This is a genomic window from Catenuloplanes niger (assembly GCF_031458255.1).
Lineage (GTDB): Bacteria > Actinomycetota > Actinomycetes > Mycobacteriales > Micromonosporaceae > Catenuloplanes > Catenuloplanes niger.
On sequence record NZ_JAVDYC010000001.1, the window covers coordinates 9,455,189 to 9,479,088 of the forward strand.

30 protein-coding genes are annotated in these 23,900 nt (G+C 73.4%); 20 read left to right on the forward strand and 10 right to left on the reverse strand.

The annotated features are described in order from the left end of the window. The first annotated feature begins 49 nt into the window (after nucleotides 1-49). The 5 genes from J2S44_RS41600 to J2S44_RS41615 all read left to right on the forward strand — a co-directional run bounded on the left by J2S44_RS41600 (nucleotide 50) and on the right by J2S44_RS41615 (nucleotide 3,869). On the forward strand, nucleotides 50-457 hold the full coding sequence (locus tag J2S44_RS41600; protein ID WP_310428970.1) for a YciI family protein: 408 nt from the start codon (nucleotides 50-52) through the stop codon (nucleotides 455-457). Then, on the forward strand, nucleotides 454-1,575 hold the full coding sequence (locus J2S44_RS41605) for an RNA polymerase sigma factor (RefSeq protein WP_310428972.1): 1,122 nt from the start codon (nucleotides 454-456) through the stop codon (nucleotides 1,573-1,575). Before J2S44_RS41600 ends, J2S44_RS41605 begins: the two co-directional genes overlap by 4 nt. A gap of 157 nt (nucleotides 1,576-1,732) precedes the next feature. Then, nucleotides 1,733-1,813 (forward strand): hypothetical protein, encoded by an 81-nt coding sequence (locus J2S44_RS43095; RefSeq protein WP_374728059.1) that lies wholly within the window; start codon nucleotides 1,733-1,735, stop codon nucleotides 1,811-1,813. Further along, complete coding sequence (locus J2S44_RS41610; protein ID WP_310428974.1) at nucleotides 1,801-2,460, forward strand: AbfB domain-containing protein; 660 nt, start codon at nucleotides 1,801-1,803, stop codon at nucleotides 2,458-2,460. Before J2S44_RS43095 ends, J2S44_RS41610 begins: the two co-directional genes overlap by 13 nt. Continuing rightward, nucleotides 2,457-3,869 (forward strand): glycoside hydrolase family 43 protein, encoded by a 1,413-nt coding sequence (locus tag J2S44_RS41615; RefSeq protein ID WP_310428976.1) that lies wholly within the window; start codon nucleotides 2,457-2,459, stop codon nucleotides 3,867-3,869. The genes J2S44_RS41610 and J2S44_RS41615 overlap by 4 nt, the downstream gene beginning before the upstream one ends. Nucleotides 3,870-3,919: 50 nt before the next feature. Here J2S44_RS41615 and J2S44_RS41620 read toward each other — a convergent pair whose 3' ends face one another. Genes J2S44_RS41620 through J2S44_RS41630 form a run of 3 tightly spaced genes read right to left on the reverse strand, consistent with a single transcriptional unit; the run spans nucleotide 3,920 to nucleotide 6,114 of the window. Further along, the gene (locus J2S44_RS41620) at nucleotides 3,920-5,074 is read right to left on the reverse strand and encodes an EAL and HDOD domain-containing protein (protein WP_310428978.1); all 1,155 of its coding nucleotides are present in this window, start codon (nucleotides 5,072-5,074) and stop codon (nucleotides 3,920-3,922) included. A 55-nt stretch (nucleotides 5,075-5,129) separates the two neighbouring features. Continuing rightward, the gene (locus tag J2S44_RS41625; RefSeq protein WP_310428980.1) at nucleotides 5,130-5,315 is read right to left on the reverse strand and encodes a hypothetical protein; all 186 of its coding nucleotides are present in this window, start codon (nucleotides 5,313-5,315) and stop codon (nucleotides 5,130-5,132) included. A 49-nt stretch (nucleotides 5,316-5,364) separates the two neighbouring features. Beyond that, the gene (locus J2S44_RS41630; protein WP_310428982.1) at nucleotides 5,365-6,114 is read right to left on the reverse strand and encodes an SDR family NAD(P)-dependent oxidoreductase; all 750 of its coding nucleotides are present in this window, start codon (nucleotides 6,112-6,114) and stop codon (nucleotides 5,365-5,367) included. Nucleotides 6,115-6,207: 93 nt separating this feature from the next. Here J2S44_RS41630 and J2S44_RS41635 point away from each other — a divergent pair, with 93 nt between their 5' ends. Next, the gene (locus J2S44_RS41635; protein WP_310428984.1) at nucleotides 6,208-6,816 is read left to right on the forward strand and encodes a TetR/AcrR family transcriptional regulator; all 609 of its coding nucleotides are present in this window, start codon (nucleotides 6,208-6,210) and stop codon (nucleotides 6,814-6,816) included. Here J2S44_RS41635 and J2S44_RS41640 read toward each other — a convergent pair whose 3' ends face one another. After that, the gene (locus tag J2S44_RS41640; protein ID WP_310428986.1) at nucleotides 6,817-7,227 is read right to left on the reverse strand and encodes a PPOX class F420-dependent oxidoreductase; all 411 of its coding nucleotides are present in this window, start codon (nucleotides 7,225-7,227) and stop codon (nucleotides 6,817-6,819) included. 317 nt (nucleotides 7,228-7,544) lie between these two features. On the opposite strand from J2S44_RS41640, the gene J2S44_RS41645 reads away from it, so the two are divergent. The 5 genes from J2S44_RS41645 (at nucleotide 7,545) to sodN (ending at nucleotide 10,224) form a co-directional block, all read left to right on the forward strand. Then, complete coding sequence (locus J2S44_RS41645; RefSeq protein ID WP_310428988.1) at nucleotides 7,545-7,991, forward strand: hypothetical protein; 447 nt, start codon at nucleotides 7,545-7,547, stop codon at nucleotides 7,989-7,991. 145 nt (nucleotides 7,992-8,136) lie between these two features. After that, on the forward strand, nucleotides 8,137-8,895 hold the full coding sequence (locus tag J2S44_RS41650; protein ID WP_310428991.1) for a sulfite exporter TauE/SafE family protein: 759 nt from the start codon (nucleotides 8,137-8,139) through the stop codon (nucleotides 8,893-8,895). A gap of 71 nt (nucleotides 8,896-8,966) precedes the next feature. Continuing rightward, entirely contained in the window at nucleotides 8,967-9,221 is a 255-nt protein-coding gene (locus tag J2S44_RS41655) for a YbaB/EbfC family nucleoid-associated protein (protein WP_310428993.1), read from the forward strand. A gap of 90 nt (nucleotides 9,222-9,311) precedes the next feature. Then, nucleotides 9,312-9,818: a flavin reductase family protein gene (locus J2S44_RS41660; protein WP_310428994.1), complete on the forward strand. Its 507-nt coding sequence runs from the start codon at nucleotides 9,312-9,314 to the stop codon at nucleotides 9,816-9,818. Nucleotide 9,819: 1 nt separating this feature from the next. Beyond that, nucleotides 9,820-10,224, forward strand: coding sequence for a superoxide dismutase, Ni (gene sodN / locus J2S44_RS41665; protein ID WP_310428996.1), 405 nt, complete (start codon nucleotides 9,820-9,822; stop codon nucleotides 10,222-10,224). Between the two features lie 184 nt (nucleotides 10,225-10,408). Here the strand turns inward: sodN and J2S44_RS41670 are convergent, their stop codons facing one another. Then, entirely contained in the window at nucleotides 10,409-11,569 is a 1,161-nt protein-coding gene (locus J2S44_RS41670; RefSeq protein ID WP_310428999.1) for a BadF/BadG/BcrA/BcrD ATPase family protein, read from the reverse strand. Between the two features lie 6 nt (nucleotides 11,570-11,575). Continuing rightward, nucleotides 11,576-12,481, reverse strand: a complete 906-nt coding sequence (gene murQ / locus J2S44_RS41675) for an N-acetylmuramic acid 6-phosphate etherase (RefSeq protein WP_310429001.1) — start codon at nucleotides 12,479-12,481, stop codon at nucleotides 11,576-11,578. Between the two features lie 143 nt (nucleotides 12,482-12,624). On the opposite strand from murQ, the gene J2S44_RS41680 reads away from it, so the two are divergent. The 4 genes from J2S44_RS41680 (at nucleotide 12,625) to J2S44_RS41695 (ending at nucleotide 16,202) form a co-directional block, all read left to right on the forward strand. Then, nucleotides 12,625-13,992, forward strand: coding sequence for an L-serine ammonia-lyase (locus tag J2S44_RS41680; RefSeq protein ID WP_310429003.1), 1,368 nt, complete (start codon nucleotides 12,625-12,627; stop codon nucleotides 13,990-13,992). An 11-nt stretch (nucleotides 13,993-14,003) separates the two neighbouring features. After that, nucleotides 14,004-14,978 (forward strand): 2-dehydropantoate 2-reductase, encoded by a 975-nt coding sequence (locus tag J2S44_RS41685; RefSeq protein ID WP_310429005.1) that lies wholly within the window; start codon nucleotides 14,004-14,006, stop codon nucleotides 14,976-14,978. Between the two features lie 163 nt (nucleotides 14,979-15,141). Next, nucleotides 15,142-15,675 carry a nucleotidyltransferase domain-containing protein gene (locus J2S44_RS41690; RefSeq protein WP_310429007.1) on the forward strand — a complete coding sequence of 178 codons (534 nt, stop codon included), beginning with the start codon at nucleotides 15,142-15,144 and terminating at the stop codon, nucleotides 15,673-15,675. A gap of 173 nt (nucleotides 15,676-15,848) precedes the next feature. Continuing rightward, nucleotides 15,849-16,202, forward strand: a complete 354-nt coding sequence (locus J2S44_RS41695) for a hypothetical protein (RefSeq protein ID WP_310429009.1) — start codon at nucleotides 15,849-15,851, stop codon at nucleotides 16,200-16,202. Here the strand turns inward: J2S44_RS41695 and J2S44_RS41700 are convergent, their stop codons facing one another. Together J2S44_RS41700 and J2S44_RS41705 are read right to left on the reverse strand one after the other, a co-directional pair. Next, the gene (locus J2S44_RS41700) at nucleotides 16,203-16,838 is read right to left on the reverse strand and encodes an SAM-dependent methyltransferase (RefSeq protein WP_310429011.1); all 636 of its coding nucleotides are present in this window, start codon (nucleotides 16,836-16,838) and stop codon (nucleotides 16,203-16,205) included. A gap of 38 nt (nucleotides 16,839-16,876) precedes the next feature. After that, complete coding sequence (locus tag J2S44_RS41705; protein WP_310429012.1) at nucleotides 16,877-17,623, reverse strand: glycoside hydrolase family protein; 747 nt, start codon at nucleotides 17,621-17,623, stop codon at nucleotides 16,877-16,879. A gap of 79 nt (nucleotides 17,624-17,702) precedes the next feature. Between J2S44_RS41705 and J2S44_RS41710 the strand changes: the two genes are divergently transcribed. Further along, nucleotides 17,703-18,377 (forward strand): GNAT family N-acetyltransferase, encoded by a 675-nt coding sequence (locus J2S44_RS41710; protein ID WP_310429014.1) that lies wholly within the window; start codon nucleotides 17,703-17,705, stop codon nucleotides 18,375-18,377. 9 nt (nucleotides 18,378-18,386) lie between these two features. Here the strand turns inward: J2S44_RS41710 and J2S44_RS41715 are convergent, their stop codons facing one another. Further along, nucleotides 18,387-18,683, reverse strand: coding sequence for a metal-sensitive transcriptional regulator (locus tag J2S44_RS41715; RefSeq protein ID WP_307248392.1), 297 nt, complete (start codon nucleotides 18,681-18,683; stop codon nucleotides 18,387-18,389). A gap of 131 nt (nucleotides 18,684-18,814) precedes the next feature. Here J2S44_RS41715 and J2S44_RS41720 point away from each other — a divergent pair, with 131 nt between their 5' ends. The 4 genes from J2S44_RS41720 to J2S44_RS41735 all read left to right on the forward strand — a co-directional run bounded on the left by J2S44_RS41720 (nucleotide 18,815) and on the right by J2S44_RS41735 (nucleotide 23,210). Further along, complete coding sequence (locus J2S44_RS41720) at nucleotides 18,815-19,738, forward strand: DUF8832 domain-containing protein (RefSeq protein ID WP_310429016.1); 924 nt, start codon at nucleotides 18,815-18,817, stop codon at nucleotides 19,736-19,738. Then, a complete protein-coding gene (locus J2S44_RS41725) occupies nucleotides 19,731-21,923 on the forward strand; it encodes a heavy metal translocating P-type ATPase (protein WP_310429018.1) in 2,193 nt (730 codons plus the stop codon). The genes J2S44_RS41720 and J2S44_RS41725 overlap by 8 nt, the downstream gene beginning before the upstream one ends. A 69-nt stretch (nucleotides 21,924-21,992) precedes the next feature. Continuing rightward, nucleotides 21,993-22,838: an NmrA family NAD(P)-binding protein gene (locus J2S44_RS41730; protein WP_310429020.1), complete on the forward strand. Its 846-nt coding sequence runs from the start codon at nucleotides 21,993-21,995 to the stop codon at nucleotides 22,836-22,838. A gap of 9 nt (nucleotides 22,839-22,847) precedes the next feature. Next, nucleotides 22,848-23,210 carry a globin domain-containing protein gene (locus J2S44_RS41735; RefSeq protein WP_310429022.1) on the forward strand — a complete coding sequence of 121 codons (363 nt, stop codon included), beginning with the start codon at nucleotides 22,848-22,850 and terminating at the stop codon, nucleotides 23,208-23,210. A 110-nt stretch (nucleotides 23,211-23,320) separates the two neighbouring features. Here the strand turns inward: J2S44_RS41735 and J2S44_RS41740 are convergent, their stop codons facing one another. Then, complete coding sequence (locus tag J2S44_RS41740) at nucleotides 23,321-23,815, reverse strand: SUKH-4 family immunity protein (protein WP_310429024.1); 495 nt, start codon at nucleotides 23,813-23,815, stop codon at nucleotides 23,321-23,323. Between the last annotated feature and the right edge of the window lie 85 nt (nucleotides 23,816-23,900).

Consider the following 23,900-nt stretch of genomic DNA (forward strand, 5'->3'; position numbering starts at 1 on the left):
GTGAAAGGTGGCGACAATGGGTTCCACCGGACGACCGAGGAGACCGATCATGGCGAAGTATCTGCTGCTCAAGCACTACCGCGGCGCGCCGGCGGCGGTGAACGACGTACCGATGACGCAGTGGGCCCCGGAGGAGGTGACCGCGCACGTGGCGTACATGAACGCGTTCGCGGACCGGCTGCGGGAGAGCGGCGAGTTCGTGGACGGGCAGGCGCTGGCCCCGCAGGGTGAGTGGGTGCGGTACGACGGGGAGGGCCGCCCGCCGGTGACGGACGGACCGTTCGCGGAGACGAAGGATCTGATCGCGGGATGGATGGTGATCGACGTGGACGGTCACGAGCGGGCGGTGGAGCTGGCCGGGGAGCTGTCCGCGGCGCCGGGGGCCGGTGGGAAGCCGATCCACGAGTGGCTGGAGCTGCGCCCGTTCCTCACCTCGTCGCACACGATCACGGAGTGAGGGAACTCGTCCCGGCCGTGATCGGCGTCCTCGTCCGCCGCGGAGCTGACTTCGCGGCGGCCGAGGACGCGGTCCAGGACGCGCTGGTCGAGGCGCTGCGGACATGGCCGGCGGACCCGCCGAAGGACCCGTTGGCGTGGCTGGTCACGGTGGCCTGGCGGCGGTTCGTCGACGCGGCGCGGGCCGACGCGGCCCGCCGCCGGCGCGAGGACCTGATCGAGCGGCAGCCGGCACCGGGGCCGGCGAACACCGCCGACGACGACCTGCACCTGTACTTCCTGTGCGCGCACCCGTCGCTGTCGGCGTCCTCCGCGGTCGCGCTGACGCTGCGCGCGGTCGGCGGGCTCACCACCCGGCAGATCGCGGCCGCGTACCTGGTGCCGGAGGCGACGATGGCGCAGCGGATCAGCCGGGCCAAGCGGACCGTGTCCGGCGTGCGGTTCGACCGGCCGGGCGACGTCGCGACCGTGCTGCGCGTGCTCTACCTGGTCTTCAACGAGGGCTACTCCGGCGACGTCGACCTGTCCGCGGAGGCGATCCGGCTGACCCGGCAGCTCGCGGCCGGGTACGACCATCCGGAGGTGTCCGGGCTGCTCGCGCTGATGCTGTTGCACCACGCGCGGCGGGCGTCCCGGACCGGGCCGGGCGGCGAGCTGGTGCCGCTCGCGGCGCAGGACCGGAGCCGCTGGGACACCGCGCTGATCGCGGAGGGCGTGGCGATCCTGCAGGCCGCGCTGGCCCGGGACCGGCTCGGCGAGTTCCAGGCGCAGGCCGCGATCGCGGCGCTGCACGCGGACGCGCCGACCGCGGCGGAGACCGACTGGGTGCAGATCCTCGAGTGGTACGACGAGCTGGCCGGGCTGACGGACAGCCCGGTCGTGCGGCTCAACCGGGCGGTCGCGGTCGGCGAGGTGGACGGGCCGCGGGCCGGGCTGGCCGCGCTCGCGGCGCTGGACGACTCGCTGCCGCGCTACACCGCGGTGGCGGCGTACCTGCGCGAGCGGGCCGGGGAGCTGGACACGGCCGCGCGGCTCTACGCGGAGGCCGCGGACCGCGCACCCCACCTGGCCGAACGTGACCATCTGATCCGCCAGGCGGCCCGGCTCAACGCGCGCTGACCACGTCATGTGCACGCTCACAACGCATTGATGACGCCCATTGACATCGCCTGAGTGAGCGCTAACATCACCTCACGTCGATTTGTAAACGGCAGGTTTCGCCGTGGCGCTGAGAGGACGGTCCGCCATGCCCCTGTCCCGGAGGTCGTTTCACCGGATGGCGGCGCTGGGCGCGGCCGCCGGCGCCACCGGGGCGCCGGCCACACCGGCTACCGGCGGGTCCGGATGCGCTCGCTGAACACGCACACCTGGGCGCCGACCGCGTTCTGGGACGCGGCGCGCGGGCAGTACGGCATCGTCTACTCCGCGAACAACGGCGCCGACGTGCTCATGGTCAACTACACGTCGGACTTCCGGACCGTCGGCGCGCAGCAGGTCTGCTTCAGCCCCGGCTTCCCGGTGCTGGACGGCGACGTCGTGGTCGACGGGTCCACGTTCTACCTACAAGAACCTCGACACCGGGCTGCTGTACGGCGCCCGCTCGTCCACCGGCGCGGCGAACAGCTACACCGGTACGTACGGCACGCGAACCACCTGGGCCGGCTGGACGCGTACCCGTTCGACCCGCACGCCGACCAACTGTGGCGGATGGTGCCCGGCCTGGCGTCCTCGTCCGGCGTGTCGTTCGAGTCGGTCAACTACCCGGGCCGATTCCTGCGGCACGCCGACTACGAGATCCGGCTCGACGCGAACGACGGCACGGCCACGTTCTGCGCGGACGCCACCTTCACCCGGGTGGCCGGGCTGGCGGACGCCGCCTGGTCGTCGTTCCGGTCCCACAACGTCCCGGACCGCTACCTGCGGCACCTCAACTACACGCTGCGCATCGATCCGATCAGCACCGCCACCGAGCGGTCCGACGCGACATTCCGGGTGGTCTCATGAAGGCACGTGTCCTGACCGTCGTACTCGCCCTGCTCCTGCCGCTGCTCACCGTCGCGACGCCGGCGCGGGCCGCGACCTACACCGGTTACCTGATGGCGCACTTCACCGGGGAGTCGTCGGACGGGCAGCAGATCCATCTGGCGCACAGCACGGACGGGCTGCGCTGGACCGACCTGAACAACGGCGCGCCGGTGGTGCGCACCACGGTCGGCACCCGCGGCGTCCGCGACCCCGCGATCGTGCGGTCACCGGCCGGCGACCGGTACTGGATCATCGCGACCGACCTGTGCATCGGCTGCGGACAGGACTGGTCCGCGGCGATCAACAACGGCAGCCGCAACCTGGTGGTGTGGGAGTCGGCGGACCTGATCACCTGGTCCGCGCCGTGGCTGCTCAACGTGGCCGGCGCGATCCCGGACGGGCGCAACGCGTGGGCGCCGGAGGCGATCTGGAACCCGGACACCGGCGACTACGTGCTGTACTGGGCGACGAACGTGCCGCAGAACGGCGCCACCAAGCACCGGATCTACCACGCGCGCACGTCGAACTTCCGGTCGATCACCACGCCGGCGCCGTACATCGTCCGGCCCGGCGCTCAGGAGATCATCGACACGCAGATCGTGGAGTCGAACACCGGCGGCTACCGGTACGTGCGGACGTCCGGCGACGGGCAGATCACGATCGAGGGCAGCAACAGCATCCTGGGTACGTGGACCATGCTCGGCAACCTGTCCGGGCTCGGGCTGACCGGGGCGCAGGTCGAGGGCCCGATGTGGACGAGGTTCAACGACCGCAACGAGTGGGCGCTGTACCTCGACCAGTACTCGTCCGGGCGCGGGTACGTGCCGGTGCTGACCACGAACCCGGCGAGCGCGTCCGCGTACCGGTTGCCGGCCTCCGGGTCGTACGCGATGGGCGGCACCCGGAAGCGGCACGGCTCGATCCTGAACCTGACCGCGGCCGAGCAGTCCCGGGTCCTCGCGCGGTGGCAGAGCGCGCCGGTGAACCGGCTGCAGTCCTACAACGCCCAGGACCGGTACGTCCGGCACGTCGACCTGGACGTGCGGATCGACGCGAACGTGAGCCCGGCCGCGGACGCGCAGTTCCGGCTCGTGGCCGGCCTGGCGGGCGGTTCCGGCACGGTGTCGTTCGAGTCGGTCAACTACCCCGGCCACTACCTGCGGCACTACGGGTTCGACTTCCGGCTGGAGCCGGGTGACGGCAGCGCCACGTTCGCCGGCGACGCCACGTTCCGCCGGGTGGCCGGGCTCGCGGACTCGTCGTGGAGCTCGTTCCAGTCGTACAACTACCCGGACCGGTACGTCCGGCACCGCGACTACCTGCTGCGCCTCGACCCGATCACGGACGCCACCGGCCGGGCCGACGCCACGTTCCGCGTGACGTCGTGACCGCGTGACGCCGTACCGCCCGGCAGCCTCATGATCGGGGTTTCCCGCCGTCAGTCGTGCCGGGGCGGATCGATGACCTCGTACGCGGTGATCAGGCCGAGGAGGTTGCCGAGCGCACCGGTGCCGTCGGTGAGCGCGTCGGTGATCTCCGCGTTGAGCGACAGGCGCGGGGCGAGCTCCGCGGTCGGCGTGCCGAGCGCCTCCGCGGCCGTGGACACCAGGCCGACCACGAACGCCTCGTCGGCCGGCAGGTTGAGCCGGCGGGCCAGGTTCTGCGCCATCCGGGCGCGGCCGAGACCGGCCGGGGTCTGGCGCAGCACCTCCTCGTCGCCGACCGTGTCGCCGGCGAGCATCAGCGTGGTCCAGTCCCGCAGCCGGTCCTCACCGAGCAGCAGGATCGCCTCCTGCACGGACTTGACCTGCACCGGCAGGCCGAGCGGATCCGCGTTCGCGGCCGCGAGCATGCGCACGGACAGCGTGGCGTCCGAGGTGATCAGCGAGCTGACCTGGGAGTGCGGCAGGTTGTTGTCGACCAGCATGCCGAGCAGCTCCATGCCGCGCAGGCGGGGGGCCGGGAGCGCGGCCGCGGAGACCACCTCCGGGCGGGAGATCGCGTAGCCCTGGAAGCCGTCGAAGCCCGCGGCCAGCGCGAACTCCATGTGCTCCGCGTTCTCGACCCGTTCCGCGATCACCGTGATCTGCGGGTACGCGCGGCACAGCGCGAGCGTGGCCAGGATGTCGTCGCGGGTCGACTCCAGCACGTCGACCTTCACGAACGCGGCCAGCGGCAGCAGCCGGTCCGCGCCGGTGCCGGGCACGAAGTCGTCCAGCGCCACCTCGTAGCCCTCGTTGACCAGGCGGCGCACGCCGGCGACGACCGCGTCGTCCACGTCGATCGTCTCCAGGATCTCCAGGACGACCTTGTCCGGCCCGAACGGCAGCGGCAGCTCCCCCGTCACGAACTCGCGGGTCAGGTTCAGGAAACACCGCGCGCCGCCGCCCAGCGACTCCAGCCCGATGTCGGTGATCGACGTGACGATCACCTGGCTGGTCGCGCCCGAGTCCCGGTGCGTCGCCTCCAGCGCGGACGAGTCGCGGCGGAACAGCAGCTCGTGGCCGATGACCGCCCGCTTGCGGTCGAGGACCGCCTGGCGGCCCACGTGTACGGTCCGCGCGGCGCGCGCACCTTCGGGGGAGTTGGACATGGCCGCCGTATCGGCGGCGTACGTCCGGAGCTGAACCTTTCCCGCACCGTGACCGCTACCCGGCGGCGCCGGCGAACGCCTCGATCGCGTCCAGGTCCGCCGGTTGCAGGCCGCGCCGCGAGTCCGGCGCGACCAGCATCGCCCGGCCGTCCGCGGTGAGCGCGTCCCGGGCCGCACCGGGCGGCGGCAGCGCCTCGTCGTCGGTCCAGATCAGTCGCCGGCCAGTCTGCCCGGCCGGCACCGTCGCGCGGTCCCGCGGCGGGCACGTCGCCGCCGCGGGACCGTGCGGGTCAGATCTGGTTCTCGCCGCCGTCGACGTACAGGTTCGCGCCGAGCATGTAGCTGCTGTCGTCCGAGGCCAGGAACGCCACCGCGGCCGCGACCTCGTCCGGGCGCCCCATCCGGCCGATCGCCACGTTCGCGCCCAGGGCCGCCTTCGCCACCGCCTCGTTCTCCGCGCCGACCAGCTCGGTCACCCCGGACGTGTCGATCGGTCCGGCCGAGATCGCGTTGACCCGGACGCCGCGGCCCTTCAGCTCGTTCGCCCAGGTCCGGGCGAACGTGCGGACCGCCGCCTTGGACGCCGCGTACGCACCGAACGCCACCGTGCCGTGCCCGGCCGCGGTGGAGGCGTTGAGGATCACCGACGCGCCCTCGTTGAGCAGCGGGAGCGCTCCCTGCACGGTGAGCATCGTGCCGCGCACGTTGACCGCGAAGATCCGGTCCAGCTCCGCCACGGTCAGCTGCTCCAGCGTCGCGTGCGAGGCCGTACCCGCGTTCGCGAACAGCACGTCCAGTCCTCGCCCGCGTGCCCGCACCGCGTCGTAGAGCCGCTCCAGGTCGGCCGGCTCGGTGACGTCGCCGGGCACCGCCGTGACCCCGTCGCCGATCTCCGCCACCGCCTCCTCCAGCAGCTCCGTGCGCCGTCCGGTGATGAACACGTGCGCGCCCTCGGCCACCAGCCGCCGTGCCGTGGCGCGCCCGATCCCGCGCGTCCCGCCGCCGGTGACCACCGCGGTCCTGCCGTTCAACCTGCTCATCCCAGCCTCCGGTTCATCCTTCAGCACCGATCGGTACCGAAATGGACCGTAGCAGTTCCAAACCAATCGGTACCGAAGGGTATGATCGAGATCATGGATGACACCCGCAGATCGCCGATCGGCCGACCGCGCGGCTTCGACGCCGACCAGGCCCTCGAACGGGCCATGCGGGTCTTCTGGGAGCAGGGCTACGAGGGCGCCAGCCTGGCCGACCTGACCGCCGCCATGGGCATCACCAAGACCAGCATGTACGCGGCGTTCGGCAACAAGGAGGAGCTGTTCCGCAAGGCCGTGAAGCGCTACGAGGAGGGCCCGGCCGCGTACGTGGCGTGCGCGCTGGCGAAACCCACGGCGCGCGAGGTCGCCACCGCGTTCCTCACCGGCTCGGTCACGGCCAGCACGCTCCCGGACAGCCCGGCCGGCTGCCTGAGCGTGCAGGGTTCGCTGGCCGCCGGCGAGACCGGGCGGACCGCCCGCGAGCTGCTCACCGACTGGCGCAACCACGGCCGTGCGCTGCTGCGGGACCGCTTCCAGCGCGCCCTCGACGACGGCGACCTGCCCGCCGGCTCGGACCCGGCACTGATCGCCCGCTACGTGATGACGATCGCCAACGGCATCGCCGTCCAGGCCGCCGGCGGCACCACCCGCGACGAGCTCCAGGAGGTCGCCACCGCCGCCCTGCGGCACTGGCCACCGGCCTGATCAGTGCTCCGCGCGGCGCGCCTCGTACCAGTTCGCGCCCACCGGCTCACCGGCCATGTTCCAGCTCCACGAGACGCGCGGCACGATCCGCAGGAACACGCCCGGCCCCATCATGCCGGTCCGCTCCACCGGCCCGTCCGCGTCACCGTAGATCCGCACGCCGCGCGCGACGAACGGGTCGAACGACACCATGTCGTCCACCACCAGCGCCACCCGCCGGTTGCCGGCCCGCACGTTGCGGATCTTGCGCGTCCGCAGGACCGACTCCCCCGTACCCCCGACCCAGAAGACCTCGCCGTCGAACTCGTACGCCACCGGCACCGCGTCCGGCTGCCCGCCCGCGTCGACCGTCGCCAGCCGGCCCAGCGCGTGCGACCGCAGATACGCGATCTCCTCATCCGTGAAGGCCACCGGTCCCCTCCCCGTCCGCGCCGACGCATCGACCCACAGCCGCACTATAGGCCCCCACCGCGCGGCAGACCGGCAGCCGCGACCGCGCGGCGGGCCGCGATCGCGGCCGGGATCAGGTGGTCACGACGCGCCCCGGTCACCCGCGACGCGAGGTCGGCCGCGGTCAGGTGCCGAGCCCGCGCGTCCGGGCCACGGCTGCCAACTGTCGAAGAAAGACAGAAGGCGGCTCCTGACCGACAGTTACGCCTTCCCCCGCCGGCTCTTCCCTTCACACCATGGGCACTGCACGACAACCCATGGAGAGGGGCGGATACGCCATGAAGATCGTCCGACGACTGCTGACGGGGATGTTCGCATCGACCGTCGCGTTGACCGCCGGGCTCGTCGTCTCGAGCCCGGCCCAGGCCCTGCCGAGTGGACACGTCTACAACCGGCTCGCCACGCACGTCGATCTGCGCGCGGCGTCGATCGACACGGGGCTGCGTTACCGGTGCGTGGTCTGGAACATGAGCGGCGGGGCCAAGTCCGACCGGCAGGTCAAGCCGTGTGTGGCACCCCGCGTTCCGGCCGGCGGCCAGAGCAGGGGCGATGCCGACGCCTTCACGATCGTCAACAGCCGCTACTGGGTGCGGTTCGGCAAGAACGACAAGTGGCGGCTGGTGGGTGCCAACGTCTACACCCGGATCCTGGGGAAGCACCCGCTCATGGACCACGCGACCTGCCGGCACCGCACCGGCGGTTCGATCGGCTGCACCATCGACTGAGACGAACGGGCGCCGGGACGGTCGTGAGACGTGGTCGAGTGGGCGCCGAGGCCGGGCGCCCACTCCCGTAGCTGCCGGTGTTCCCGGTCGCGTGGGCGACGTGCGCGGAGGTCCCGATCAACGTCAGATCAACTACGGTGAGCGCGTGATCGAGGCGCTCGCGATTCTGGCCGCCGGCTTCTGGGCCGGAATGATCAATGTGGTGGTCGGTTCGGGCACCCTGGTCACGTTCCCCACACTGCTGTTCTTCGGGTACCCGCCGCTGGTCGCGAACATCTCCAACAACATCGGCCTGGTCGGCGGCGGTCTCACCGGCACGCTCGGCTACCGTCGTGAGCTGGCCGCGCACGCGCCCGCGCTGCGCCGCCTGCTGCCCGCGTCCCTGGCCGGCGGCCTGACCGGCGCGGTGCTGCTGCTCGTGCTGCCGGACGAGGCGTTCCGCGCGATCGTTCCGGCGCTCATCGCGCTCGGGCTGCTCATGGTCGTCCTCGGTCCCCGCCTGCAGCGGGCACTGCGCCACCGCACACCGTCCCCGGGTACGTCGCACGCCGTGCTGCTGACCGCCGGCGTCTACGTGCTGGGCATCTACGGCGGGTACTTCGGCGCCGCGCAGGGCGTGCTGATCGTCGGCTGGATGAGCCTGCTGACCGCGACCTCGCTGCAGTCGATCACCGCGCTGAAGAACCTGCTCACCACCGGCGTCAACGCGATCGCCGCGGTCACGTTCGCGGCCGTGGCCCGGGACTCGGTGGACTGGACCGCGGTCGCGCTGATCGCGGCCGGCGCCACGCTCGGCGGCGTGGCCGGTGCGCGCTTCGGCCGCCTGCTGTCCCCACCGGTGATGCGCACGCTGATCGTGGTGATCGGCCTGATCGCGATCGGCAGGCTGGTCGTTTTTCCATAGACGCGCTTGCATGCGCGTGGTCGAATGACACGGTACGCCGACGACCACGCTGGGGGGATGTGGTGACGGTGATGGACAACGAACGGGAGGGCCGGGGCGAGGCGCTGGACGGGCTGGTACGGGTGACCGCGGGCCGCGACGGCCGGGTCACCGGCATCCGGCTGGATCCCGGGCTGCGCCGCTTGCACCTCGACGAGATGGCCGCCGCGGTGCTGCGGGCCGTCAACGCCGCGCTGGACGACTCGCTTCCGGACCCGCACGCGGCGGAGATGACCCGGTTCACCGGGGCGCTCACCGAGGCACTCAACCACCTGGGGAGGCCGTGACGCCGGTCTCGACCATGCGGTCACCTTGACCTTAAGCAAGGTTGAAGTTTTAGCGTTCTCTGGAGCACAACCCGGCGAGCGAGGATCCACGTGACCATCAGCGACATCGATACCGGTCTGTCAGAGCGATTCCGGGACGCGTTCCGCGCCTACCCGACCGGCGTGGCGCTGATCTCCGCCACCGGAGCGGACGGGCCGGCCGGCCTGACCGCGTCCAGCGTCGCGTCCGTGTCCGTGGACCCGCCCGCGCTGTCGTTCTCCGTGATGGGCTCGCCGTCGGCGCGGGTCGTCGCGGCCGCGTCGGCGTTCGTGGTGCACCTGCTGGGCCCGGCGCACGCGGCCGTCGCCCGGTCGTTCGCCCGGCCCGGCGCCCCACGCTTCACGCCCGAGCAGGGCTGGGACACGCTCCCGACCGGCGAACCGCTGCTGCGCGGCGCCCAGGCCGCGCTGCGCTGCCGGCCGCTGCACCTGCTGCCGGTGGGCACGTCCACCGTCGTGGTCGCCGAGGTCGTCGAGGTCCTGCTCGGCACGCCGGGCGACCGCCTGATCCACCACGACCGTACGTTCAGCACGGTCATCGCCCCGAAAGGACACTGAGTTGCGTCTCCCCCGTTTCCTCACGCCCACGACCGTCGCCAGCGCGCACTGCGACCTGCCCTGCGGCGTGTACGACCCGGCGCAGGCCCGGATCGAGGCCGAGTCGGTCAAGGCCATCTGCGAGAAGTACCAGGCCAACACCGACCCGGAGTTCCGCACCCGGGCCCTGATCATCAAGGAGCAGCGCGCCGAGCTGGTCAAGCACCACCTCTGGGTGCTCTGGACCGACTACTTCAAGGCACCGCACTTCGAGAAGTACCCGCAGCTGCACGTGCTGTTCAACGAGGCCACGAAGCTGGCCGGTGCCGGCGGCGCCAAGGGCTCGGCCGACCCGGCGGTCGCCGACCAGCTGCTCGCCAAGATCGAGGAGATTTCGAAGATCTTCTGGGAGACGAAGCAGGCCTGATCACCCGGGGCGCGGCGCCGGCGGAGGAGAGTCACCGGCGCCGCGCCAGTGGGTAAGGCCTCACGGGAACGGCTGGTTCCAGCACGGATTCGTTCCCCGGCGCCGGCCGGATGGGCCGCTGTGCCCTTGCCGACAACCACCCGTCCGGTACGGGGCAAGCCGCCGAATTCCCCGATTGCGCCCGTCAGTCGCGCACGGTCAGCGCGCCGGCCGTCGCCAGCGGGACGGGCGGACCGCCCCGGCAGAGGACGCCGGCCAGCGTGACCGCCCCGTCCAGCGGCGTGCCGGCCGCCCGGGCCGAGGTCAGGCCGCGCTCCCGCAGGGCATCCGCCAGCAGCCCGGCGAGCGGCCCGCCGGCCCGCACCAGGTTCCCCACCACGACGACCGCCCCGACGGCGCCACGCTCCCGCCCGCCGGCCACGCCGGCGGTCCAGGTGGCGCCCGGCGACGGCGCGGCGGCGCGGGCGGTGTCGGCCAGGTGGCCGGCCGCTTCCGCGAGGATGCCGGCGGCCACCGGATCAGCGGGTGCGGCCTCGATCACGGACGGCGCGAACGCGGCCATCACCCCCGCGCGGTCCGCACGGCCGGTGAGGTCGGCGACCACGGTCACGGGGTCGCCGAGCCGGGAACGCATCAGGGTGAGCAGCGCCGCCGAGCCGCCCGGCCGCCCGTCGTGGGCCCGCAGCGCGGCGCGGAGACCGGCCCGGCCGATCCACGCGCCGCCGCCGTCGTCGCCGAGCAGGTGTCCCCAGCCGTCCGCGCGCCGCCACCCGGAACCGGGCCCGCCGCCGAACGCGACCGCGCCGGTCCCCGCCGCGAGCACCACACCGGCACCGCCGTCCGCGAGCACCGTGGCGGCCGGCAGGCCGAGGCCGCCCAGGTAGGCGGTCAGCAGGTCCGAACACACCGCGACGCGCCTGCCGGGCACGGCCGCGAGCAGCGGATCCCGCAGCGCGGCACCGAACGTCGCCACGCCCGCGCACCCGATCACCACGGCGTCCGGCCCATCCGGCGCGGCCAGGCCATCCGGCGCCACCAGAGAATCCCGCGCCACCAGAGAGTCCGGCGCCACCAGAGAGTCCGGCGCCACCAGAGAGTCCGGCGCGGCCAGAGAATCCGGCGCGGGCAAGCTATCTCGCGCCGCCAGGCGATCAGGCGCCGCCGGACGATCCGGCGCCGCCGGTGCCGTCAGGGAGCGGACCAGGTCGGCGAGCAGCGGGGCCAGGCCGGGGCCGGTGATCAGGATCGGGCCGGGGATCGTGGCCTCGGCGAGGACGTGGCCGTTCAGCTCCGCGCGGCCGCGCACGCCGGACCCGCCGACGTCGATGCCGACGACGAGAGCCATCCGGGGTCAGTCCCGGCCGAGGCGGGTCAGCGCGGCCCGGACCACGCCGTCGCAGTCCCGCAGCGCCCGGCGGGCCGCGGGTGGGTCGACGCCGGCCAGCATCGAGGTGATCGCCACCTTCAGGTCACCGTCCGCGGCGGAGAGGGCCGCGCGGCACTCCTGTTCGCCCGCGCCGGTCGCCTCCGCGAGCGTGGCCAGCATCCGGCCGCGCAGCTTCGCGTTCGTGGCGCGGACGTCGACCATCAGGTTCGAGAACGTGCGGCCCATCCGGACCATGACGGCGGTGGAGAACGTGTGCAGCAGCATCTTCTGCGCGGTGCCGGCCTTCATCCGGGTCGAGCCGGCGATCGTCTCCGCGCCGGTCTCCGCGCAGACCAGCACGTCCGGCGCCAGCGTCGCGGCCGGGTTCGCGGTGATCAGCACGGTCGGCGCGCCCACGGCCCGGGCCGCCTCGAACGCGCCGGCCACGTACGGCGTGCGCCCGGACGCGGCCAGGCCGACGACCAGGTCCGACGCGGTCACGCCGGCGAGGTCGTCCCGGCCGGCCGACGCGGAGTCCTCGACGTCCTCGACCGCGGCGGTCATCGCCGGCGGGCCGCCGGCCAGGTGGGCGACGAACCGGTCCGGCGGGTACCCGTAGGTCGGCGGGATCTCCGCCGCGTCCATCACTCCGAGCCGGCCGGACGAGCCCGCGCCCGCGTAGTGCACCCGCCCGCCGCCGCGCAGTGCCGCGACGGCCAGGTCGACCGCGCGTGCCAGGGCCGGCAGGGCCGTCGCGACCGCGCCGGCGACCGTGGCATCCTGGGTGTTGATCAACCGCAGCACGCCGAGCGTGTCCAGGCGGTCGATCTCGGCGGTGGCCGGGTTCCGCTGTTCGGTGGGTGAGTGCACTCGTACGGCCGGCCGGCTCACCGCACACCTCCAGACGGGATTTCATCCGGTGACGACCGGGAAAGCCCTACGACAACATCGCGCATCGTCCGCGAACGTACCAACGTGACCGGGATACCGTGTGAACGGATCACCCCGCCCAACACCCCGACGGAGACAGCATCGTGGCCATCTCGGTCTTTGACCTCTTCTCGGTCGGCATCGGCCCGTCCAGCTCGCACACCGTCGGCCCGATGCGGGCCGCCCGGATGTTCGTGCACCGGCTCAAAGATGAGGGCCTGCTGGCGCACACCGGGACCGTGCGGGCGGAGCTGTTCGGCTCGCTGGGCGCGACCGGGCACGGGCACGGCACGCCCAAGGCGGTGCTGCTCGGCCTGGAGGGCGACGCACCGGACACGGTCGACATCAGCACCGCGGACGAGCGGGTGCAGCGCGTGCACGCGACCGGCACGCTGTCGCTGCTCGGCGCGCACGACATCCGCTTCGATCCGGGCACCGACCTGGTGCTGCACCGGCGGCGGTCGCTGCCGTACCACGCGAACGGCATGACGCTGCACGCGCTCGACGAGACCGGCGCCACGCTGCTGGAGAAGACGTACTACTCGGTCGGCGGTGGCTTCGTCGTGGACGAGGAGGCCGCCGGTGCGGACCGGGTGAAACTGGACGACACCGTGCTGCGCCACCCGTTCCGTACCGGTGACGAGCTCCTGCGGTTGACCCGGGAGACCGGGCTGTCGATCTCGGCCCTGATGCTGCGCAACGAGACCGCGTGGCGCACCGAGTCGGAGATCCGCAGCGGGCTGCTGGACATCTGGCACGTGATGCGCGAGTGCTTGGCGAACGGCACCGCCAACGAGGGTCTGCTGCCCGGTGGGCTGAAGGTGCGCCGCCGCGCCGCCACCACCGCACGTCAGCTGCGTGCCGCGGGCAGCCCGGCCGAGCACGCGATGGAGTGGCTGACCGTGTACGCGATGGCGGTGAACGAGGAGAACGCCGCGGGCGGCCGGGTGGTGACCGCGCCGACGAACGGCGCGGCCGGCATCATCCCGGCGGTGCTGCACTACTACGTCAACTTCGTGCCCGGCGCGGACGACGACGGCGTGGTCCGGTTCCTGCTGGCCGCGGGCGCGATCGGGCTGCTGTTCAAGGAGAACGCGTCGATCTCCGGCGCCGAGGTCGGCTGCCAGGGTGAGGTCGGCTCCGCGTGCGCGATGGCCGCCGGCGGGCTGACCGAGGTGCTCGGCGGCTCGCCCGAGCAGGTGGAGAACGCGGCCGAGATCGGCATGGAGCACAACCTGGGCCTGACCTGCGACCCGGTCGGCGGGCTGGTGCAGATCCCGTGCATCGAGCGCAACGGCATGGCCGCGGTCAAGGCGGTCACCGCGGCGAAGATGGCGATGCGCGGCGACGGCCGGCACCACGTCTCCCTCGACAAGGTGATCAAGACCATGAAGGAGACCGGCGCGGACATGAAGGTCAAGTACAAGGAGACGGCGCGCGGCGGCCTCGCCGTCAACGTCATCGAGTGCTAGCTTTCGGTGCGATGAGAGTCTGCGTGGTCGGTGCCGGTGCCGTCGGCGGCGTGCTCGGCGGCCGGCTCGCCCGCGCCGGCGTGCCGGTCTCCGCGCTCGCCCGCGGTGCCACGCTCGACGCCCTGCGCACCCGCGGCTGGCTGGTGGACTCCGAGTCCGCGCCGGCCGCCGCCGTCAGCGCGGACGCGGCCGACCTCGGGCCGCACGACGTGGTGATCGTCGCGGTCAAGTCGCACCACCTGCCCGTGCTCGCCCCCGCGCTGACCCCGCTGATCGGCCCGTCGACCGTCGTGGTCCCGGCGCTCAACGGCGTACCGTGGTGGTTCTTCCATGAGTTCGGTGGCGCGCTCGAGGGCACCGTCCTGGACGCGACCGACCCGGATCGCACCGTCACCGCCGCGCTCCCGCCGTCCCAGGTGCTGGGCTGCGTGGTCCACCTGGCGGCACGGCAGGCCGAGCCCGGCCACGCGCTGCTCACCGCCGGCGACGAATTGATCATCGGTGAGCCGTCCGGCGCGCCGTCGGAGCGGGCCGGACGCGTCGCGGAGCTGCTGCGGTCCGGCGGCTTCCGGGTCACGGTCAGCGACGCCATCCAGCGCGACGTGTGGTTCAAGCTCTGGGGCAACATGACCATGAACCCGATCTCCGCGCTGACCTCCGCCACCGCCGACCTGATCCTGGACGATCCGCTGGTCAACGCGTTCATCCAGCGCGTGATGACCGAGGCCGCCGCGATCGGCGCGCTGATCGGCGCCCCGATCGCGCAGAGCACCGAGGACCGCGTCGCCGTCACCCGCCGCCTCGGCGCCTTCAAGACCTCCATGCTCCAGGACGCCGAGGCCGGCCGCCCGATCGAACTCGACGCGCTGGTCACGGCGGTCAGCGAGATCGGCGCCCGCCTCGCCGTCCCCACGCCGAACATCGACGCGCTGCTCGGCCTCACCCGGCTCGCCGCGCGCCGGCGGGGCCTCTACCCCACGGCATAGAAGCGGATATTCCCGCTTCCGGCGTGCCCACGTCGCGGTGCTCCCGCGGGCACCGGTCGGCCGCGGGCGGCCTCCCTGCACGTCCCGTCGCCGGTCACCGCGAACCCGCCACCGCCGACCGCCCGTCCACGCCGCACGGCCGGGCCGTCCGTAGACTTCGCCGGTGGGCACCAGCACCCCGGACGGCGTCCGGACCAGCCAGGACGACGTGCTGGCCGTGCTCCGGCTCGCCGACGGCGCCGGTGCGCGGCTGTGGATCGACGGTGGCTGGGGCGTCGACGCGCTGCTCGGCACGCAGACCCGGGAGCACGGCGATCTGGACGTGGCGATCGAGTCCGCGCACCTCCCGGCGTTCGTGGCGGCGCTGACGGCCGCGAGCTTCGGCGCGGTCGGCGAGGCCGGCGCGGCCCCGTGGAACTTCCTGGTCGCACGGCCCGGCGGCCCCGTCGTCGACCTGCACGTCATCGTGCGTGACGCGGACGGCAACGGCGTACTCGGCCCGCCGGAACGCGACGCCGTCCATCCGGCGGCCTCGCCGGCCGGGCGCGGCACGATCGGCGGGCGCGCCGTGGACTGCATCGCACCGGAGTGGGTGGTGCGCTTCCACGACGCCTACCCCGGCGACGCCACCGACCGCGCCGACGTGCACGCGATCTGCGAGCGCTTCGGCCTGCCGGTCCCCGCACAGTACCGCTGAGGCCGTGCCGACGGCGCCGCGGTGAAGCCACGCGAGGCCGCAAGCGCAAGGGCCGGATGGGGTACGGTTGCCCGCGGCGCGTCCGGATCACCCGTACGGGTGACCGGTGAAGCTCAACATTGATTTAAGTTCGAGCTGCCACCACGATGGTGGCCGTGCGCCCCGTCCGACTCATGATCTTGGCTGCCGCCGTTCTGGTCACCGCCGCGTGCGGCCAGCCGGTGGCCTCCGTCGCCCCGCCCGCCGACCAGCTCAGCGGCGAGGACCTGTTCATCTCGTGCGCGGAGGTCTTCGTGCCGGGAAAGACGATCGACGAGAAGAAGGCCACGGTCGCCTGCCACGACATCGACGGCAGGGCACGCACCCCGCAGTACATCCGCTGCACCGACGGCCGCCACCTGTGGCGGATCGGTCCGGACCTGAGCGCGAACCCGGGCTGGGGCTTCACCGGCCTGAAGTTCACCGCCTCCGACGACCTGGAGAACGATCCGGCGGTCGCCGAGGCGATGACGGAGTGCCGCCGCTGATCAGCGCACGAACGTGAACATCCGGCCCGCGGCGAGCGGGCGGGGTGCGACGGTCAGGCGGTGGACGCCGACCGAGAACGTCGCGTTCGGCGGTGCCTCGAACGTCAGCTCCTCGAAGCCGTCGCCGGCCAGCCAGCCGCGTACCGCCGGGGTCAGGTCCGGGGGGTGCCGGGTGCGGGTCCAGATGACGGTGCCGCGGGTGGCGCACAGCGACCGGAACGCGGTCACGCAGGCGCGCGCGTCCGCGTCGGTGACGTTGCCCAGGACGCCGGCGAAGAGCAGCAGGTCGGCCGGGGCGGCGCCGGCGTAGCTGACCGGGTCGCCGGCATCGGCGCGGAGCACCTCGACGCCGGTCAGCCCGGCCCGGGCTATGTGTGCCTCGGCGGCCGCGACGTTGCGCGCGTCGGTCTCGATCAGGCGGGCGCGGACCCGGCGCGCGTCGTCCCGGCGTTCCAGCACGCCGAGCAGGTCACGGCCCTGGCCGGCGCAGGCGCTCACGCAGGTGAGCAGTTCGCCGGGGCGGCTGTCCAGCCAGTCGGTGATGTGCCGCTGCACCACGGCGAGCCGGGCCGCGAGCGGCGAGCCCGGGTCGTCGTACGGCCGGTGCCACTCGTACCAGTCCTCGTTCGCGCCCATGCATTCACCATGGCGAATGAACGACCCAAGGTCAACGGTCAGGCGTGCGCCTCGAGGCGCTTGAACTCGTCCTCCGTCACGGCGACGACACCGCCGCGGCGGGCGCCGGCGGGCATGCCGTCCGGGCTGGCCGGCTGCCAGGCGCCGGTGCCGAGGACGCGCGTGACGTACGGGCGCAGCCCGGTGCCGGTGTCGGCCAGCAGATACCAGGTGCGGCCGCCGAGCCCGGCGAAGACCACCGCGGCCTCGCCCTCACCGAAACCGCGGGCGACCTCCGTGAAGGAGCCGCCGTCGTGCCGCGCCTGCACCAGCGTGCCGCCGTCGGAGTGGAAGCAGTGCTCCGCGCCGTTCGCGTGCAGCAGCGCCACGTCCGCGCCGGGCCGGTCGACCGGCAGCGGTGCCGGCGCGGTGGCGGTGCCGAAGTCGGCGGTGTGCACGCCGTACGCACGCCCGCCCGCGGTGAAGATCAATCGGTGCCGGTCGCCGTCCGGGTACGCCTTCGGCGCGCGCACGCCGGTCACGCCCACCGGCAGCGTCCGCGGGCCGGACCAGGCCTCCAGGTCGTCCGTGGTCCACACCCGCACGCCGTCGTCCCCGGCGGTCAGGCACCGGATCGTGCCGCCGGCGTCGCGGACCAGGAACGGGTCGGACGCGCCGCGCAGCACTCCCGCGCTCTCCCGCAGCACCCGCCAGCGCAGCGCGTCCGCACCCTCGGAGAGAGCGAACCGGACGTCACCGGTGCCGGCGCCGCTGAAGGCGAGGAGAAGTCCGAACGACTCTGTCACCGGCCGATCATAACGACCGGCCGGCAAAGTTGATCAAGGGCTGTCGGGGGTCCGACGAATGATCGGGATAATGGTGGCCATGCTCGACAATCCGGTGTGGGCGTCGCTCGTCCACGGCCCGCATGCCCACCTCGGCCGCCGCTCCGGCGCCGCCGTTCGCTTCCTTCCGGAGGTCGGCCCGTTCCACGGCCTGGCCGACCCCGGCGACCCGGCCGCCTGGGCGGATCTGGCCGCCCTCGCCGACCCCGGCGCGCAGTTCCTGGTCACCGCCCCGCGGATCGCGCCGCCGGACGACTGGACCGTGGTGGAGCGGCTGGAGGGCGTGCAGATGGTCGCCACCGCCCTCGACACCGAGCCGGACCCGGACGCGATCCTCCTCGGCCCGGACGACGTGCCGGAGATGCTGGACCTGACCGCGCGCACCCGCCCCGGCCCGTTCGGCCCGCGCACCATCGAGCTCGGCACCTACCTGGGGGTGCGGCACGACGGCCGGCTGATCGCGATGGCCGGGGAGCGCATGCGCCCGCCCGGCTTCACCGAGATCAGCGCGATCTGCACCGACCCGGACTTCCGTGGCAAGGGCCTGGCGTCGCGGCTGGTGCGCGCGGTCGCGGCGGGCGTCGTGGCGCGTGGCGAGACGCCGTTCCTGCACGTGGCCGCGACCAACACCGCGGCGATCCGGCTGTACGTGGCGATGGGCTTCACCGTGCGCAGCCGCCCGGAGTTCGCCGTGCTCCGGGCGCCGGCCGGCTGAGGCCCCCGCTCAGCCGCGCTTCATCAGGCGGCCCACCGCCGCCATCATCTCGGTCGCCATCTCGTCGGCGCGGCCCTCGGCCGCGCCCTCGTGCATGCAGTGCCGCGCGTGACCGTCCAGCAGGCCCAGCGCCACCTTGTCCAGCGCCGCCTGGATCGCCGATATCTGGGTGAGCACGTCGATGCAGTACCGGTCCTCGTCGACCATCCGCTCGATGCCGCGCACCTGCCCCTCGATCCGGCGCAGGCGCGCCTGCAGATCGCCCTTGCTAGCCGTGTAGCCCCTGGTCGGCGCGGTTTTGCTCATGGCACGGATGATACAACCCCCCGGGGGTATGTGGCGCACGCTACGAAACATGCGGCCGTCCGTCCTTGGTACCCCCCAGGGGTATGTGTATCGTCGGGGGCGCAGAGCAGGACGACGGAGGGAGACGCACGATGAACACACCCACCCGGCTCGGCGCGTTCGGGCTCGGACTGGTCGCGGTGTTCGGCGCGGCCCTCGGCCTCGGCCGCACCGTCGGCCCGGACGCGAGCCCACCCGCCCCGGCCGCCCACACCGACAGCCACGGCGGCGCGGCGAGCCCGGGCAGCACACCGGGTCCCGACGGTCACGGCGGCACCGACGCACACGGCGGCGCGCCCGCGGAGACCCCCGGCGGTCTGCAGATCGCGCAGGACGGCTACCGGCTGGCGCCGCTCACCGACACGCTCAGCACCACCGCGCCGCAGCCGTTCCGGTTCCGGATCGTCGGGCCGGACGCCGCGACCGTCACCGCGTTCACGCCCACGCACGAGCGCGACCTGCACCTGATCGTGGTCCGCCGCGACCTGACCGGATATCAGCACCTGCACCCGGCGCGCGCGGCCGACGGCACGTGGGAGGTCCCGCTGTCCGTGCCCGCACCCGGCGACTACCGCGTCTTCGCCGACTTCCACCCGGCCGGCCGCGACGAGCCGCTGACGCTCGGCGCGGACGTGCCGGCCGCCGGCGACTACCGCCCGCGCCCGCTGCCCGGCCCCGGCTTCACGGACACGGTGGACGGTTACACCGTGACCGCGGACGGCCAGATCACCGCGGGTGCGCCGTCGCGGCTCACCATGGAGATCACCGAGGGCGGCGCGCCGGTCACCGACCTGGAGCGCTACCTCGGCGCGTTCGGGCACCTGGTCGCGCTGCGCGACGGCGACCTGGCCTACCTGCACGTGCACCCGGACGCGGACGGGCTCGGCTTCACCGTCGAGGTGCCGTCGCCCGGCACGTACCGGCTGTTCCTGGATTTCCAGCACCGCGGCACGGTCCGGACCGCGGAGTTCACGATGACCACCGAGCACGGGGAGCCGGGGCACACCCATGGCTGACACGCAGCGGATCGAGCTCGCGATCGGCGGCATGACCTGCGCCGCCTGCGCGAACCGGATCGAGAAGAAGCTCAACCGGATGGACGGCGTGACCGCGACCGTCAACTACGCCACGGAGAAGGCGACCGCGACGGTCGGCGCGGGGATCACCGCGGACGACCTGATCGCCACCGTGGAGAAGACCGGTTACACCGCGACCCGGCACCGGGACGAACCGGCGGCGACGGCCGAGCCCGCGGACCCGCTGCGGACCAGGCTGATCGTCTCCGCGGTGCTGTCCGTACCGGTGATCCTCCTGGCCATGGTTCCGGCCTGGCAGTTCACCTACTGGCAGTGGGCGTCACTGACGCTGGCCGCGCCGGTCGTGGTCTACGGCGGCTGGCCGTTCCACCGGGCCGCCGTGATCAACCTGCGGCACGGCGCCGCCACCATGGACACGCTGGTCTCGCTGGGCACCGTCGCGGCCTTCGGCTGGTCGCTGTGGGCGCTGTTCCTCGGCACCGCGGGCGAGCCCGGCATGACGCACCCGTTCCGGCTGGACATCGGCCCGTCCGACGGCGCCGGCAACATCTACCTCGAGGCCGCCGCGGGCGTCACCACGTTCCTGCTGACCGGCCGCTACTTCGAGCACCGGTCGAAGCGGCGCGCCGGATCGGCGCTGCGCGCGCTGCTGGACATGGGCGCCAAGGACGTGGCCGTGCTCCGCGGCGGCACCGAGACCCGCGTGCCCGTCGACGCGCTCCAGCCCCAGGACCTCTTCGTGGTACGCCCGGGCGAGAAGATCGCCACGGACGGCGTGGTCGAGGAGGGCACGTCCGCCGTGGACACCAGCATGCTGACCGGCGAGTCCGTGCCGGTCGAGGTGCGGCCCGGCGACGCGGTGACCGGCGCGACCGTCAACGCGGGCGGCCGCCTGGTGGTGCGCGCCACCCGGGTCGGCGCGGACACCCGCCTGGCGCAGATGGCCCGGCTGGTCGAGGAGGCGCAGGCCGGCAAGGCGAACGTGCAGCGCCTCGCCGACCGCATCTCCGGCGTCTTCGTGCCGGTCGTCATCGCGCTCGCGGCCGGCACGCTCGGCTGGTGGGTCGGGACCGGCGCGGGCTGGAACGCCGCGTTCACCGCCGCGGTCGCCGTGCTGATCATCGCGTGCCCGTGCGCGCTCGGCCTGGCCACGCCGACCGCGCTGCTGGTCGGCACCGGCCGGGGTGCCCAGCTCGGCATCCTGATCAAGGGCGCGGAGGTGCTGGAACAGACGCGCCGGGTGGACACGATCGTGCTGGACAAGACCGGCACGGTCACCGAGGGGCGGATGACGCTGGCCGCGACCGTACCCGCGCGGGGTCAGGACCCTGACGAGGTGCGGCGGCTCGCGGCCGCGGTCGAGTCCGCGTCCGAGCACCCGATCGCCGCCGCGATCGCGGCCGGGCAGACCGGCCTGCCACCGGTGACGAACTTCACGAACCTCGAGGGCCTGGGGGTACGGGGTGAGGTCGCCGGCCGGGAGATCGTCGTCGGCCGGCCCGGCCTGCTCCGGGAGCGCGGCTACGACGTACCCGCGGAGGTCGAGGAGGCCTGCGCGGCCGCGGAGGCGCAGGGCCGCACCGCGGTCGTGGCCGGCTGGGACGGCGAAGCCCGCGGCGTGCTCGCGGTCGCCGACCGCATCCGGCCCACCAGCGCGGACGCGATCGCCCGGCTCAAGCGGCTCGGCCTGCACCCGGTGCTGCTGACCGGCGACAACGAGACGGTCGCGCGCGCGGTCGCGGCCGAGGTCGGCATCGACGACGTGATCGCGGGTGTGCTGCCGGCCGGCAAGGTCGACGCGGTCAAGCAGTTGCAGGCGCGCGGCCGGGTGGTGGCGATGGCCGGTGACGGCGTCAACGACGCGGCCGCGCTCGCGCAGGCCGACCTCGGGCTCGCGATGGGCACCGGCACCGACGTGGCGATCGAGGCCGCCGACCTGACGCTGGTCCGCGGCGACCTGGCCGCGGCCGCGGACGCGATCCGGCTGTCCCGGCGCACGCTGGCGATCATCAAGGGGAACCTGTTCTGGGCGTTCGCCTACAACCTGGCCGGTCTGCCGCTGGCCGCCGCCGGCATGCTGAACCCGATGATCGCCGGTGGCGCGATGGCGTTCTCGTCCGTCTTCGTGGTCGCCAACAGCCTCCGCCTCCGACGATTTTCTTGAGGTTTTTCCGCAGCTCAGCACGCTTATGTGAACACGTTGTTCGCGTTTGATCCGTGGTTTCATCGAGCCATGCCCATTCTCGTCACCGGCGCGACCGGCACGGTCGGCCGCGCGCTCGTCCGGCAACTCGTGGCCGCGGGTCACCACGTCCGCGCGCTGACCCGCGACCCGGCCTCGGCCGCCGCCCGCGCGCTGCCGTCGTCCGTCGAGGTCGTCGCCGGCGACTTCGACGACCCGGCCTCGCTGGTCCCCGCGCTGCGCGGCGTGACGCGCATGCACCTGGTCGCGATGGGCGGCGTGCTCGGCCCGGCCGGCGCGGACGTCGTCGCGCTGGCCGAGGAGTCCGGCGTGCGCCGCCTGGTCCACCTCGGCCACGACGACGCCAGCCGCGACGACGATCCACTCGAGACGTCGCACCGATCGCTGCGGCGGGTGATCGAGGGATCGTCGCTGGAGTGGACGCACCTGTTCCCGGGCGAGTTCGCCGCCAACACGCTGGACTGGGCCGCGTCGATCCGGGCCTCGCACACGGTCCGGGCACCGTTCCCGGACTGGAACTCGGCGCTGGTCCACGAGGCCGACATCGCCGCGGTCGCCGCCGCGGCGCTGCTCGACGACGGCCACGCCGGCCGGGTGTACATGCCCACCGGCCCGTCGGCCGTCCGCCGCACCGACGCGGTCCGCGCGATCGGCGCCGCGATCGGCCGGGAGATCACGTTCGTGCCGCTCAGCCCGGACGAGGCGCGCGCGGAATGGGCCGGCGTCCACCCGCCGATCGTGATCGACTGGTTCCTGGAGATGGGCCGGAACCCGGACACCAACGCCTGGGTCTCCCCCGACGTGCCGGCCGTCACCGGCAACCCCGGCCGACCGTTCACCGGATGGGCCCACGACCACGCCGCCGACTTCCACTGAGTTGCCGCCATGACCACCGTGCACGACACCGCCGGCGGCCACGACGGCCTGCTCCGCCTCGCCCACGCCTGGCACACCCGCGCCCTCGCCGACGAGGTGGTCGCACACGCGTTCAGCCACGGCCACCACCCCGACCACACCACCCGCCTCGCCGCCTACCGGTCCGAGGCGCTCGGCGGCCCACCCCTGTTCAGCACCGCCGTCGGCGACGAGACCACGGTCGTCCGCCTGCACAGCGGCAACGGCCCGCACAAGGACATGGACCGACGCGCGATCGACGCGTTCGCGCCGCGCTCACCGACGTCGCCATGCCCGCCCCGGTCGCGCGGGTTCTCCTCGACTACTTCACTTGGACCACCACGCAGTCGCTGACCCGCTACCTCGACTCCCCCGACGACGTCCCGGCCGGTCTGCCCGTCCCCCACTGGTCCTGGACCGGCCTGCAGCCCTTCTCACCGCCACCTGCCTGACCGCGCCGCCGGTCAGCCGATGGCGCCGGCGCGGCGCAGCAGCGGTTCCCACCGCGTGTCGATCGTCAGCGTTCCGTAGTCGGCGCCGAGCAGGACGCGGCCGGCGAAATCGATCACGTCGGCGGCGACCGGCACGAACTCGGTGCTGTCCCACCAGGTCACACCGGTGTCCGGGAACCACCAGACCCGGCCGTCGCGCCGGTCCAGCACCAGCGGCGCCCCGTCGATCTCGCCGATGACCAGCCACCGGTCGAGGTCGTCGATGATCTCCGGGAATGCGGTGGCGACCTGGAGCGTGCCCTGACCGGTGCGGATCTCCGCGGTGCCGTAGAGGAACACCGAGGCGGTGACGCACCCGTCCATCACCCGCAGCAGTCGCCGTAGGCGCTCCGGAAGCTCGGCGGGGACGGCGGCGGCCGGCTCCTTCGGGCCGAACACACCGGCCCGGCCGTCCGCGGCGATGACGGCCCGGACCGCCGCCGCCTTCCGGCGCACATCGTCGATCAACGCGGTCCCTCCACGCCGGAGGCCCGCAGTCTCGGACACCGTTCCGCCACGGCACTCCATCCGATCTTCGCCACGCCCCGATTAT